11 protein-coding genes are annotated in these 13363 nt (G+C 62.5%); 3 read left to right on the plus strand and 8 right to left on the minus strand.

Annotation, left to right across the window (positions count from 1 at the left end; all coding sequences use genetic code 11):
* Positions 1-34 precede the first annotated feature (34 nt).
* From ACOI1H_RS19445 to ugpB, 4 genes are read right to left on the minus strand one after another with little or no spacing between them, the layout of a single operon-like run.
* Positions 35-1081, minus strand: a complete 1047-nt coding sequence (locus ACOI1H_RS19445; protein WP_422439489.1) for an ABC transporter ATP-binding protein — start codon at positions 1079-1081, stop codon at positions 35-37.
* Positions 1081-1917, minus strand: a complete 837-nt coding sequence (ugpE, locus tag ACOI1H_RS19450; protein WP_422439499.1) for a sn-glycerol-3-phosphate ABC transporter permease UgpE — start codon at positions 1915-1917, stop codon at positions 1081-1083. Before ugpE ends, ACOI1H_RS19445 begins: the two co-directional genes overlap by 1 nt.
* Positions 1918-1934: 17 nt before the next feature.
* Positions 1935-2816, minus strand: a complete 882-nt coding sequence (ugpA, locus tag ACOI1H_RS19455; RefSeq protein WP_422439490.1) for a sn-glycerol-3-phosphate ABC transporter permease UgpA — start codon at positions 2814-2816, stop codon at positions 1935-1937.
* Positions 2817-2872: 56 nt separating this feature from the next.
* Positions 2873-4186: a sn-glycerol-3-phosphate ABC transporter substrate-binding protein UgpB gene (gene ugpB / locus ACOI1H_RS19460; protein ID WP_422439491.1), complete on the minus strand. Its 1314-nt coding sequence runs from the start codon at positions 4184-4186 to the stop codon at positions 2873-2875.
* A gap of 306 nt (positions 4187-4492) precedes the next feature.
* Between ugpB and ACOI1H_RS19465 the strand changes: the two genes are divergently transcribed.
* Positions 4493-5578: a TRAP transporter substrate-binding protein gene (locus ACOI1H_RS19465; protein ID WP_422439492.1), complete on the plus strand. Its 1086-nt coding sequence runs from the start codon at positions 4493-4495 to the stop codon at positions 5576-5578.
* Between the two features lie 140 nt (positions 5579-5718).
* Here the strand turns inward: ACOI1H_RS19465 and ACOI1H_RS19470 are convergent, their stop codons facing one another.
* The 3 genes from ACOI1H_RS19470 to ACOI1H_RS19480 all read right to left on the minus strand — a co-directional run bounded on the left by ACOI1H_RS19470 (position 5719) and on the right by ACOI1H_RS19480 (position 9247).
* Positions 5719-7110, minus strand: coding sequence for a TRAP transporter large permease (locus ACOI1H_RS19470; protein ID WP_422439493.1), 1392 nt, complete (start codon positions 7108-7110; stop codon positions 5719-5721).
* Complete coding sequence (locus tag ACOI1H_RS19475; protein WP_422439494.1) at positions 7110-7688, minus strand: TRAP transporter small permease subunit; 579 nt, start codon at positions 7686-7688, stop codon at positions 7110-7112. The genes ACOI1H_RS19470 and ACOI1H_RS19475 overlap by 1 nt, the downstream gene beginning before the upstream one ends.
* Positions 7689-7870: 182 nt before the next feature.
* Positions 7871-9247, minus strand: coding sequence for a GntP family permease (locus ACOI1H_RS19480; protein ID WP_422439495.1), 1377 nt, complete (start codon positions 9245-9247; stop codon positions 7871-7873).
* Positions 9248-9421: 174 nt separating this feature from the next.
* On the opposite strand from ACOI1H_RS19480, the gene pheT reads away from it, so the two are divergent.
* Positions 9422-11818, plus strand: a complete 2397-nt coding sequence (pheT, locus tag ACOI1H_RS19485; protein ID WP_422439496.1) for a phenylalanine--tRNA ligase subunit beta — start codon at positions 9422-9424, stop codon at positions 11816-11818.
* Positions 11819-11891: 73 nt separating this feature from the next.
* Here the strand turns inward: pheT and ACOI1H_RS19490 are convergent, their stop codons facing one another.
* Positions 11892-12590 (minus strand): glutathione S-transferase family protein, encoded by a 699-nt coding sequence (locus tag ACOI1H_RS19490; RefSeq protein WP_422439497.1) that lies wholly within the window; start codon positions 12588-12590, stop codon positions 11892-11894.
* Positions 12591-12731: 141 nt separating this feature from the next.
* On the opposite strand from ACOI1H_RS19490, the gene mscL reads away from it, so the two are divergent.
* Positions 12732-13160 carry a large conductance mechanosensitive channel protein MscL gene (gene mscL, locus ACOI1H_RS19495; RefSeq protein ID WP_422439498.1) on the plus strand — a complete coding sequence of 143 codons (429 nt, stop codon included), beginning with the start codon at positions 12732-12734 and terminating at the stop codon, positions 13158-13160.
* Positions 13161-13363 lie beyond the last annotated feature (203 nt).

The following is a 13363-nucleotide window of genomic DNA, read 5'->3' on the forward strand; positions in this document are numbered from 1 at the left end:
CCGACTTATTGCCCGCGCAATTGCAGGGTCGCCTTTATAGCCGCCGTTCGGTCGTCGGGTCGAACAGGTGCAGGTCTTGCGGTCGCACCGACAGACGCAGATCCTCGGCACCCCCTGTCATGCGCCAGACGCCGGGGATGCTGGCGGTGATGGGCAGGTCCGTGTCGGTCAACTGCCCGTGCAGCAGCGTGTTGGCCCCCAGAGGTTCCGCCAGATGCACGCGCATGTGCAGCGGACCGTCTTCGTCGCGTAGCAGATGTTCCGGTCGCAGACCCAGCTTGACCGGACCATGCCCCGCCGGACCCGGCACCGACGTCTCACCGAAACCAATACCCTCTGCGGTGCGCGTGGCATCGAAGATGTTCATCGACGGGCTACCGATGAACTGCGCGACAAAGACCGTCGCGGGCCGTTCATAGACGTCCAGCGGCGTGCCGATCTGTTCCGCGATACCGGCATGCATGACGACCATGCGGTCCGCCATCGTCATCGCCTCGACCTGATCGTGTGTGACATAAAGCGACGTGATCCCGAGTTTCGCCTGTAGCGACTTGATTTCGAGCCGCATCTGAACCCGCAATTTGGCGTCAAGGTTCGACAGGGGTTCGTCGAACAAGAATACGCTGGGTTCGCGCACGATGGCCCGCCCCATCGCGACGCGCTGCCGCTGTCCACCCGACAGGTCGCGCGGTCGCCGGTCAAGATAGTCCGTCAGTTGCAGCAGGCTGGCAGCCTCCTCTACCTTGGCGGCAATCCGGTCCTTCGGCATCTTGGCGATCTTCAGGCCGTAGCCGATGTTCTGACGCACGGACATATGCGGGTACAGCGCGTAGTTCTGGAACACCATCGAGATGTCGCGGTCCATCGGTTCCAACTCGTTCACGCGGCGGTCGCCGATGCGGACCTCTCCTGCACTGACGGTTTCCAGTCCGGCGACCATGCGTAGCAATGTGGACTTGCCACAGCCGGATGGGCCGACGATCACGACGAATTCGCCGTCGTCGACGTGCAGGGTCACCCCCTTGATGACCTCGGTCGCACCAAAGCGCTTGTGCAGGTCGGTCAGGTCAACGGTCGCCATTATTTCTCACTGTCCACGAGTCCCCGGATAAAGAATTTCTGCATCGAAAGAACCACCGCGATGGGCGGCACCATCGCAAGCATCGATGCCGCCATGATCACCGGCCAGTCGGCCAAATCGTCCCCCGACGGGAACATCTGCCGGATGCCCATGACGATGGTGTTCATGCCTGGCTCCGTCGTTACCAGCAGCGGCCAGAGGTATTGATTCCAGCCATAGATGAACAGGATCACGAACAGGGCCGCAATATTCGTGCGGCTCATCGGGATGACGATGTCCCAGAAGAACCGCATCGGCCCGGCCCCGTCGACACGGGCGGCTTCTGCCAGTTCGTCCGGGATGGTCAGGAAAAACTGACGGAACAGGAACGTCGCGGTTGCGCTGGCGATCAGCGGAAAGATCAGGCCGGAATAGCTGTTGAGCATGCCAAAGCCCGCGACCACCTCGTAGGTCGGAACGATCCGCACCTCGACCGGCAGCATCAGGGTCAGAAAGATCAGCCAGAAGAAGATGCTGCGTCCCGGAAAGCGGAAATACACGAAGGCAAAGGCCGAGAGCAGGGATATGGCGATCTTGCCCACCGCGATCCCGACGGCGGTGATGGTGGAATTTACCAGCATGGTCAGCACGGGGACGTTCACGCCCTCGAACAGCGCCTCGCGGTAATTTGCGATGAACTGGTCGCCGGGCCACAGCGGCATCGGCGGCTGCGTGATTTCTGACTGGGTGACGGTCGACGCCACGAAGGCAAGCCAGATCGGAAAGAACACGACCAGCACGCCCGCGATCATCAGCAGGTGACTGCCCCACAGGCCCCAGCCGCGCTTTTCCACCATGCCCGTGCGTTCGGCCATCAATAGTGAACCCGGCGTTCGATGAACTTGAACTGCAACACGGTCAGCAGGCCGACCAGCACCAGCAGAATGACCGATTGTGCGGCCGATGACCCAAGGTCCTGGCCGACGAAGCCGTCCGCATAGACCTTGTAGACCAGGATCGTCGTGGCCTGCTGCGGTCCGCCTCCGGTGATCGTATGGATGACGCCGAACGTCTCGAAGAAGGCATAGATCACGTTGACGACCAGCAGAAAGAAGGTTGTGGGCGACAGCAGCGGCAGCACGATGGTCCAGAACCGCATCCAGAACCGTGCGCCATCGATCGCCGCCGCCTCGATCACCGATTTCGGAACGGCTTGCAGGGCGGCGTAGAAGAACAGGAAGTTGTAGCTGATCCGCCCCCAGGCAGAGGCGACGACTACAAGCCCCATCGCCTGACTTTCGTTCAGGACATGGTTCCAGTCATAGCCGAGCTGGCCCAGATACCACGACACGATGCCGACGCGGGTGTTGAACATGAACAGCCACAGCACGCCGGCCACGGCGGGAGCGATGGCATAGGGCCAGATCAGCAGGGTGCGGTAGGTTCCGGCCCCCTTGATCAGCCGGTCGGCGACGACGGCGAGAAACAGGGCCGGCACCATCGAGGCGACGGTGACGAGCGTGGAGAACACCGCCGTCGTCCAGAAAGAGGCAAGGTAATACTGGTTCCCCAGAAGGTATTTGAAATTGCCAAGGCCGACCCACTGCATGGACAGGCCGAAAGGATCGGGGATGAACAGCGACTGCCAAATCGCCTGCCCGGCGGGATAGAAAAAGAAGACAGCCGAAATCAGCACCTGTGGCGCGATCAGCAGCAGCGGCAGCAGCCAGCCCTTGAAGATGACCCGTTTTTCCAACCTGTCCCCCGGTGGATGCGCGCGCCCCGGTGATCCGGGGCGCGCGCGTCACACAATCAGCCGGCGGTCTGTTCGAACCGGCGCAGCAACTCGTTGCCACGGCTGACGGCACTGTCCAGCGCCTCTTGCGCCGACTTGTCACCGGCCCAGACGCCTTCCAGCTCCTCGTCGATGACCGTGCGGATCTGGTCGAAGGACCCAAGGCGGATGCCCTTCGAATTCGGCGTCGGTTCGTTCATCGTCATCTGCTTCACGGCGATGTCGGTCCCGGGGTTTTCGTCATAGAAGCCCTGCTCGCGCGTCAGGTCAGAGGCAGCCGTCGTGATCGGCAGATAGCCGGTATCCTGATGCCATTGCGCCTGCACCTCGGGGCTGGACAGGTAGTTCAGGAACTGGGCGACGCCGACGTATTCCTCGTCCGTCTGACCAGCCATGACCCAAAGGGATGCACCACCGATGATGGTGTTCTGCGGTGCGCCTTCGGCGCCCTCGTAGTAGGGCAGGGGGCGGATGTCCCAGTCGAACTGCGCCTCGGTCGCGACACCGGCGTAGCCTGCGCTGGATTCGGTGAACAGCGCGCAGTCACCGGCGCGGAAGTTGGCCCCGCCTTCGTTCCGGCGTCCGGCATAGACGAACTTGCCGTTCTGCGCCCACTGTCCCAGCATGTCGATGTGTTGCACCTGAAGCGGGCTGTTGAACACCAACTCCGTGTCCAGACCGGCAAAGCCGTTCTCTTGGCTGGCAAATGGCACGTTGTGGTAGGCCGAGAGGGTCTCCAGCTGAATCCAGCTTTGCCAGGCGGTGGTGAACCCGCACTCCTGACCCGCTTCCTGCAACTGCGTCAGCGCCGCGTCGACGTTCTGCCAGGTCGACAGGTCCATGTCGGGATCGAGGCCTGCTTCGGCAAAGGCGTCGCGGTTCACGTACAGCACCGGCGTCGAAGAGTTGAACGGCAGCGACAGCATTTGGCCATCGGTATTGGTATAATAGCCCTTCACCGCCCCGATATAGGCATCGGGGTCGAAGTCCACGCCTGCATCGGCCATGACCTCATAGACCGGCTTGGTGGCACCCTGCGCCGCCATCATCGTGGCTGTCCCGACCTCGAACACCATCAGGATGTCGGGTTGTTCGTTGGCGCGGAAGGCGGCGATGCCGGCGTTCAGCGTCTCGGAATAGTTGCCCTTGCTGGTCGCCGTGACGGTGTAATCCGACTGGCTGGCGTTGAAATCCGCCACCTGCGCGTCGACCAGTTCCTGCAGCCGCCCCGTGAACGCGTGCCAGAATGCGATGTCGGTCTGCGCTGCCGCAGACAACGGCGCAAATGCGGCCGTCGCCAGTGCCACAGCCCCAAAAGTCAGTTTAGTCATGTCGATCCTCCAGTTTGTCATGGTCCCGCAACGCAGGGCGTTGTCCTCCCGGTACCGGGGGCAGCCTACGCCTTTGTCGTCCGCGATCAACACCTCGGCGTGTAACGGGACCATGACCTTGCGGCAAATATCTGATGTCCTGACCCAGTTTGTCCCAAAACAGGTTGTCCCAGTGCGGTGTTCAACACATTTTTTTTAATCGCGGTCCGGCTACGGGTGGACAACCCCGGCCCGATCCGGCCTTTTCAGGGTGACCTGCGGCCGGCTGCCGGCCGCTTGTCGACCCATGTTACAGGAGGTTACATCGTGGATCGTCGTTCATTCATCCGCACGGGCGCATTCGGCGCAGGTGCCGCAGCCCTGGCCGCGCCGGCCGTTGCGCAAGGCAATACGACCTGGCGCATGGTCACCACATGGCCCAAGAACTTTCCGGGCCTCGGCGTCGGGGCCCAGCGATTGGCCGACCGCATCACCGCCGCATCGGGCGGCCGTCTGACCGTACAGGTCTACTCCGCCGGCGAATTGGTGCCGCCGCTGCAATCCTTGGATGCCGTCATCGACGGCACTGCCGAGATGAGCCACGGTGCGGCCTACTACTGGCAGAACAAGTCCGCTGCGCTGTCGTTTTTCACCGGCGTGCCCTATGGCATGACGACCCAGGAACTGGGGGCTTGGGTCCGCTTCATGGGCGGACAAGAGATCTGGGACGAGGTTTACGACCAATTCGGCGTGCAGGGATTCCTGTCCGGCAACACCGGCACGCAGGCCGGCGGCTGGTTCAAGAATGAACTCATGGGTGTCGAGGATATCAATGGTTTGCGGTTCCGCACACCCGGCCTGGGCGGTCAGGTGTGGGAAAAGCTCGGTGCCACCGTAACGAACATGGCTGCCGGCGAAATCTTTCAGGCGTTGCAATCCGGCACGCTGGACGCCGCCGAATTCGTGGGACCCTACAACGACCTCGCCTTAGGCTTCTATCAGGTCTGCAAGAACTACTACTTCCCCAGCTTCGTCGAGCCGGGCCTTGCGACCGAACTGGTCGTGGACAAGGCCAAGTATCAGGCCCTGCCGGAAGACCTTCAGGCCATCGTGCGTGATTGCAGCCAGGCGGAATACGACATGGTCGCCGCAGACTTCGCAGCGAACGATCCGCGTGCGTTGCAGACGCTGGTCAATGACCACGGCGTGAATGTGCGTCAGTTCCCCGACAGCATCCTCGAGGCCGGTGCCAAGGCGTCGCTGGAGGTCCTGACGGATCTGCGCGACAATGGCGATCCGCTCGTCAAGAAGACGGCGGAAAGCTTCGTCGAATCGCTCAAGATCCTGCGCACCCGCACACAGGATATCGACGCCCCGTTCGTGCGTGCGCGTGAGACGTATCTGACGCTCTGAGGCCTTGGTCTGATGAAGTGCGAAAGGCCCGGACAATGCGTCCGGGCCTTTTTGCTTGCAGATGTTCTGACGGCCTTGCCGTCCCATCGACTTCTGGTCTGAAATACCCCGGGGGCAGGGGGGTGGCCCCCCTTAGGATTTTACCCCGCGATCAGCCGTGGCAACCAGGTCACGATGCCGGGAAATGCGAACAGGATCGCGATTGCGATGATCTGAAGGATCACGAAGGGGATGATGCCTTTGTAGATGGCCGAGGTTGGCAGGTCCGCCGGGGCAACGCCGCGCAGATAGAACAGCGCGAACCCGAAAGGCGGCGTCAGGAACGACGTCTGCAGGTTCACACCCACCAGAACGCCCAGCCAGACCGGGTCCACGTCCAGCGCCAGCAGGACCGGCGCCGTGATCGGGATCACGATGAAGATGATCTCGAACGTGTCGAGGATGAAGCCCAGCAGGAACATGATCCCCATCACAACGGCGACCGCGGCCATCGTGCCGCCCGGCAGGTTCGACAGGAATTCGTGGACCAGATTGTCGCCACCCATCAGGCGGAACACGACGGAAAACACCGACGCGCCCAGCAGGATGACGAAGACCATTGAGGTGATCGTTGCGGTGCTGACGACCGTCTGTTGCAGGATCGCGAAGGATAACCGCCAGCGCAGCGCTGCCAGGATCATCGCGCCGACAGCCCCGACAGAGGCCGCCTCGGTCGGGGTGGCGATGCCCCCCAGGATTGATCCCAGGACGGCCATGATCAGCAGCAGCGGCGGCACCAGCGCGACCATGACGTCGCGACCCAGCGTCGCGCGTTCCTCTGCACTGACCGGTGTCGCAGGCATCGCCTGCGGATCGACGATCGCCTTGAAGATCGTGTAGGCAAGATACAGGCCCACCAGCAGCAGCCCCGGCAGGATCGCGCCCGCGAACAGATCGCCGACGGACACCGGCACGGGCGCAAAGTTGCCCTTGGCCATCTGCACCTGCGAGTTGATGCCCGACAGCATGTCACCCATGAAGATTAGCACCGTGGACGGCGGAATGATCTGCCCCAGCGTGCCGGATGCACAGATCACGCCCGTCGCGATCTTGGGATCGTATCCGGCCCGCAGCATCGCGGGCAGGGAAATCAGGCCCATCGTGACGACCGTGGCCCCCACGACGCCGGTGGACGCGGCCAGCATCGCGCCGACCAGGATCACCGAAATGCCCAGCCCGCCGCGCAGGTTGCCGAAAAGCTTACCCATCGTCAGCAGCAACTGCTCTGCGATCCGGGATCGTTCCAGCATCACGCCCATGAAGATGAACAGCGGCACCGCAACCAGCACTTCGTTCGTCATGAAACCGATGTAGCGGTTGGGCAGCGACCCGTAGTTGGACGGATCGAAGACGCCCAGCGACCAGCCCAAGGCCCCGAAGCCGAGGCTGACACCGGCCAAGGAAAAGGCCACCGGGAACCCCAGCAGCAGAAAGCCGATGATGCCGAAGAACATGAGACCGGCGAGCAGCTCGCCGAGTGTGACCGGATCCATCAGTGCAGCCCTTCGATTGCGTCAGCCTCAGCGTCGGCGGGTTTGACGAGATAGGCCATCATGGCCGGCACCAGATCGCGGCGTCCCGAAAGCACAAGGATGGACCGGCATGCCATCGCGACCCCTTGCAGCGCCAGCAATGCCGCAAAGGCAAGGATGAAGGTCTTGAGGATATAGAGACCCGGCATGCCACCGACGTTTGCAGACGCCTCCTGGTAGGACCAGGACCGCTGCACGAAGGGGATGGAGTAGGCCGATACGATCCAGCAGAAGGGCAGCAGGAACAAGATGACGCCGATCAGGTCGACCAGCGCGCGGGTTCTGATCCTTGCGGGGCGGTAGAAGATGTCGACGCGCACATGGTCATCGCGCAGCAGCGCAAATCCGGCGACGGCCATGAACATCGCGCCGTTCAGCCAGATATAGAGGTCCTGAAGCCACAGGAAACTTGTCGCGAACACGTAGCGCAACACGACCACGGTAAAGCAGACAAGGACGATTCCCAGCGACAACCAGGAAAAGACCTGTCCAATCATCCAGTTCAATCGGCTGATCGCAGCAGCGATCATCCCCAACATGCGCAACATGCAACCTTTACCCCCACCAGACCGACCGCGCCGGACAGACGATTTCACGCGCCCGTGGTCCATCCGGACATGCCGGCCCCTTCATCAGACGATGGCGCGGCGCAGTCAACCGCAACACCGCGCAGAAGTTGAAAAGGAGCCGCCATTTTTCGGCGCTGTGGCCCGGTCGCCCGTTACAGAACCGTCGCGGCGGCGATGACGGCGACTGTCATGCTGAACGGGATCAGCACGGCCACCACGAAGATGTCGCCATAGCTTTGCCGGTGCGTCAGCCCTGTGATGGCCAGCAGCGTGATGACCGCGCCGTTGTGCGGCAACGCATCGAACCCGCCGGACGACAGGGCGACGACGCGGTGCATGATCTCTGGATCGATGTTCGCGGCCTGCGCCTGCGTCATGAACTGCGCCCCCAGCGTTTCAAGCGCGATCGACATGCCGCCCGACGCGGACCCGGTGATCCCCGCCAGAACGTTCGTCGCAACCGCCGCCGAGATGAGGGGGTTGGATGAAATGCCAAGCACCGCATCGCGGATGATCGCAAAGGCGGGCAGGGATGCGATGACGGCACCGTATCCGACCTCTGACGCGGTGTTGAACACCGGCAGAAGCGACCCCATCGTGCCTTTGTTGAAGCTGTCCATCGGGCTTGCGAAACGCCGCCAGTTCAGGGCCGCACACAGCAGGATCGACAGGACCAGCGACGCGATGATGGCCCAGATCCCCTTGACGTCGTCCAGCGTGACGCCGCCGTAGGCGTCCTGCGCCAGATAGGACGCATCCATGCCCGGAATGACGACGTAGGTGAATAACGCGTTCAGCACGATCACCAGCGCGACCGGCAAAAGCGCCACGGCGATGCCGGGTTGCGCCTGGTCGGGGGCGTCCGCATCGGCATCGGTTTTCGGATGCTGGCCAAAGCCTTCGCCCGCAGCCTGCGCGCGATCGCGGCGGCGGTTCAGCCAGAGGATGCCGAAGGTCATCATGCCCAGACCCGCCGCGATGCCGTAGAACGGCGCGGCAAAGGGTGTCGTCGCGAAATAGGGCATCGGGATCGCGTTCTGGATCGCCGGCGTTCCAGGAAAGGCCGTCATGGTGAAGGTGAACGAACCAAGGGCGAGGGCAGCCGGCAGCAGCCGCTTTGGCGTGTCCGACCGTTCGAACAAGGCGTTGGCGATGGGATAGACGGCAAAGGCCACGACGAACAACGAAACGCCGCCGTAGGTCAACACGCCGCAGGCCAGCACGACCGCTGCAATTGCCTGTCCCGCACCCAGACGCGTCGTGAACCACTCCGCGATGGTGCGCGCCGAACCGGAATCAGCCATCAACTTGCCGAAGATCGCACCAAGCATGAACAGCGGAAAGAATTTCAGCAGGTAGTTGCCCAATGCGGGCATGAAGACCTGCGTGTAGGTCGCCAAAAGGGGAATGCCACCGGCCAGAACCACCGCAAGCAGCGCGAGAAGCGGTGCGAGGATCAGCACGTTGATCCCGCGATAGGCGAGGAACATCAACAGCCCCAGCGAAATGAAGATGCCCAGCAGACCCAAATTCAGCTCCCTCTTGCCGTCTTGCAGGACTGCCTGCCCGTTGGGTCCGGACGCAAGGCGACGGTCCGGACATGCGATCCATCGCCGGGCGCGGATGACATCCGGCAGGCGCTTTCGTCCGGCCAAGCGATACGCTAAGAACGCGCGACATCTGATCTGGCGAAAGTGCGCGCAATGAAATTCACCCTGTCTTGGCTGAAGACCCACCTGGATACAACCGCGTCGGTCGATGACATCGCGGAAACGCTGACCGATCTGGGGCTAGAGGTGGAGGGCATTGTCAATCCCGCCGAAATGCTGCGGCCCTTTACGCTGGGCTATGTCGAAAGCGCCGAGAAGCATCCGGATGCGGACAAGCTGCGGGTCTGTCAGGTGCGCACCAGGGACGGTCTGCAACAGATCATCTGCGGCGCACCCAACGCGCGCGCCGGCATCACGGTCGTCGTGGCCCATCCCGGCGTCTATGTGCCCGGCATCGACACGACCATCGGCGTTGGCAAGATTAGGGGCATCGAAAGCTTCGGCATGATGGCGTCCGAGCGAGAGCTGGAGATGTCGGAGGAACATGACGGCATCATCGAGCTGTCACAGGGCGAGGTCGGCACCAGCTTTGCCGATTGGCTGGCGGCGCATGATCCCGCCCGCGTTGATCCGGTGATCGAGATCGCGATCACCCCGAACCGCGCCGATGCGCTGGGCGTGCGTGGCGTCGCCCGCGATCTGGCCGCGCGCGGACTTGGCACGCTGAAACCGCTAGCCGCGCCAAAGATCGATGCGACGTTCGGTTCCGAACTGACGGTCAGCATCGACGACGACACGCTGGACGGCTGCCCCGTATTCTGCGGCCGCCTGATCAAGGGCGTGACGAACGGCCCAAGCCCCGACTGGCTCCAGGCACGGCTGCGGGCGATCGGGCTGCGGCCGATCTCTTTCCTCGTCGATGTGACGAACTTTCTGACCTACGACCTGAACCGCCCGCTGCACGTCTTCGATGCGGACAAGGTGCAGGGCAACCTGCGGGTCCACCGCGCCAAGGGTGGCGAGCAGATTGCAGCGCTGGATGACAAGACGTATACGCTAAGCGAGGGCCAGATGGTGATCGCTGACGACGCCGGCGTGCAAAGCATCGCTGGCGTGATGGGCGGCGATGCCACCGGCTGCACGCCCGAGACGGTGAATGTCTTCGTCGAAAGCGCATATTGGGACCCGGTGCAGATCGCCTACACGGGCCGCGCGTTGAAGATCAACTCTGACGCCCGCTACCGGTTCGAACGCGGGATCGACCCGGCCTTCACGCCTGAGGGGCTGGATCATGCGACAGCGTTGATCCAGTCGGTCGCGGGCGGCACGGTGTCGCAGATGGTGCTGGCAGGACAAGTGCCTGACACCGATCGCGCCTACAGGCTGGATACGGACCGGGTCATCAGCCTTGTCGGCATGGATATTCCGGCCGCGACGCAACGCGCGACGCTAACGGCGCTGGGCTTCCGGCTGGAGGGCGACCTAGCCCATGTGCCAAGCTGGCGCGGCGACGTGCAGGGCGAGGCCGATCTGGTGGAAGAGGTCGCACGGATCGCATCGCTGACCAAGCTGGTCGGCGTCCCGATGCCGCGCGCCCAACCCGGCGTGCCAAAGCCGGTGCTGACACCCGCGCAGGTCCGCGCGAGTGCCGCGCGACGCACTGCGGCGGCGCTGGGTTATAACGAATGTGTCACCTACAGCTTCATCGACGAAGGCACGGCAGCGCTGTTCGGCGGCGGCACGGATCTGACGGGGCTGGAAAATCCGATCTCGTCGGACATGTCGCACATGCGGCCTGCACTGTTGCCGGGCCTGTTGCAGGCGGCGGCCCGCAATCAGGCGCGCGGCTTCAACGACCTTGCGCTGTTCGAGGTCGGGGACATCTTTGACGGTGGCGAACCGGGCGATCAGCGGCCTTGCGTGACAGGCGTGCTGATCGGGCGGACAGGGCCGAAAGGTGTGCACGGCGACAGCCGCGCCGTCGACGTCTTTGACGCGAGGGCTGACGCCGAAGCCGTTTTGGCTGCGATGGGCGCGCCCGCCAAGGTGCAGATTCTGCGCGGCGGGGAAGGCTGGTGGCATCCGGGGCGGCATGGACAGATCTGTCTTGGGCCAAAGAATGTGCTGGGGGTGTTTGGTGAAATACACCCGAAGGTCCTTCGCGCACTGGACGTGAAGGGGCCTGCGGTCGCCTTCACTATCTTCCCGGCCGAAATCCCTTTGCCGCGCAACAAGACCACGACCCGCGCGGCCTTGGTCGCAACCGACCTTCAGGCGGTAGAACGTGACTTTGCCTTTGTCGTGGATGCGCAGGTCGAGGCGTTGACGCTGGTCAATGCGGCCGCGGGGGCCGACAAGGCGCTGATCGCCGAGGTGCGGGTCTTCGACGAGTTCATCGGCGGAAGTCTGGGCGCGGGCAAGAAATCCCTGGCCATCACCGTGCGGCTGCAACCGGTGGACGCGACCTTGACCGAAGCGCAGATCGAAGGGGTGGCCAAGCAGATCGTCGCCAAGGTCGAGAAGGCCACAGGCGGCACGCTGCGCAGGTAGGTTTGTCTTTCAGGTGCATCTGGTTTTGCCGGATCACCGGGGCGGGAGGTTTCGGTCAGGTGAGTGCGGCGATTTACCCCTCCGGATCGGGGATCGCTTTGCCCTTCTGCACGGCCGGTCGCGCGTAGAAGCGTTCGACATAGGCTGGCACATGCCGAAGGTCGTTGTAGCCCGTGACCTCTTTCGCGCCATAGAAATCGAGGGCATTCAGCCAGGGGGCCAGCGCGATGTCTGCGATGGAGAAGTCGCCGGCAATCCAGTCCTGACCGTCCAGTGCCTTGTCCACCACGCCAAGCAGGCGTTTCGCCTCGTCGATGTAACGCTGCTGCGGACGGGAATCTTCGATGTCCTTGCCAGCGAACTTGTAAAAATAGCCAAGCTGACCGAACATCGGACCGACGCCGCCCATCTGGAACATGACCCACTGGACGATGCGCGCCTTGTCAGCCGCCGTCCTGCCGATCAGCTCGCCGGTCTTTTCGCCGAGGTAAATCAGGATCGCACCGGATTCGAAAATGCCGATGGGCCCGTCGGGACCATCGGGATCGATGATCGCGGGGATCTTGCCATTCGGGTTGAGCGAGGTGAAAGCGCCTGATTTGACGTCCGCATCCTTCAAGGTGATCAGATGGGGCTCATACGCAAGCCCCAACTCCTCCAGCGCGATGGACGCCTTTACCCCGTTGGGCGTTGGATAGGAGTAAAGCTGGATGACTGCAGGATCGGTGGCGGGCCAGCGTGTGGTGATGGGAAATTCGGTAAGGTCGGTCATTCTCGGTTCTCCTGTCAGTGCAAGGCGTAACTTAGTCGGAAACCCGCCCGCAAAAACCCTTCTGCGTTTCTAAAATTGGTTTATACCGCTCGTGGGGAAAATCCGCGGCAAACCGTTGCGGCCATCTATCGGGAGACTAGCGTGCTGAACGAATTCAAGGATTTCATTGCCAAGGGCAATGTCATGGACCTCGCTGTCGGTATCATAATCGGGGCTGCATTTACGGCCATCGTGTCGTCGTTGGTCGGGGATCTAATCAACCCGATCATCGGCTTGATCCTGGGCGGGGTCGATTTTTCCAACATGTACGTCGTGATGTCCGGTGAAGTGCCCGCCAATGCCGGCCTTCAGGTTGCGCGCGATGCAGGGGCCGCGGTGTTTGCCTACGGTGCCTTCATCACTGCCTGCATCAATTTCTTGATCATCGCTTTCGTGGTGTTCATGCTGGTCAAGGCGGTCAATACGATCAAGTCCCGCGCTGAAAAGCCGGACGACATCGTGCCGGACGTGCACACTGGTCCGTCAGAGCTTGACGTCCTGATCGAAATTCGGGACCAACTGCGGCGGTGAGCGAAGATGGATTGCCCGGATGACGGCAGAGGTCCTGCCGAAATCCTCTTACCGACCGTCCTTGCGACGGTCGGCACGGATCGGTGATATCTGTCGTTGTGATGAATCGCCATCCCGTCGCGATGTCAGGGCCAGGATCACGATAGCCGCGAGCCCGAGGGCGGTCATGCTTGCGAGAAACACACTTAAAGTCATTTCATTCC

The organism is Loktanella sp. DJP18 (genome assembly GCF_049310965.1).
Taxonomy (GTDB): domain Bacteria; phylum Pseudomonadota; class Alphaproteobacteria; order Rhodobacterales; family Rhodobacteraceae; genus Loktanella.

Coding starts and splice junctions, on each gene's coding strand:
- ACOI1H_RS19470 (WP_422439493.1), bottom strand. CDS start 7,110: ATGGATCCGGTCACACTCGGCGAGCTGCTCGCCGGTCTCATGTTCTTC.
- pheT (WP_422439496.1), top strand. CDS start 9,422: ATGAAATTCACCCTGTCTTGGCTGAAGACCCACCTGGATACAACCGCG.
- ACOI1H_RS19445 (WP_422439489.1), bottom strand. CDS start 1,081: ATGGCGACCGTTGACCTGACCGACCTGCACAAGCGCTTTGGTGCGACC.
- ACOI1H_RS19475 (WP_422439494.1), bottom strand. CDS start 7,688: ATGTTGGGGATGATCGCTGCTGCGATCAGCCGATTGAACTGGATGATT.
- ugpE (WP_422439499.1), bottom strand. CDS start 1,917: ATGGTGGAAAAGCGCGGCTGGGGCCTGTGGGGCAGTCACCTGCTGATG.
- ACOI1H_RS19490 (WP_422439497.1), bottom strand. CDS start 12,590: ATGACCGACCTTACCGAATTTCCCATCACCACACGCTGGCCCGCCACC.
- ugpB (WP_422439491.1), bottom strand. CDS start 4,186: ATGACTAAACTGACTTTTGGGGCTGTGGCACTGGCGACGGCCGCATTT.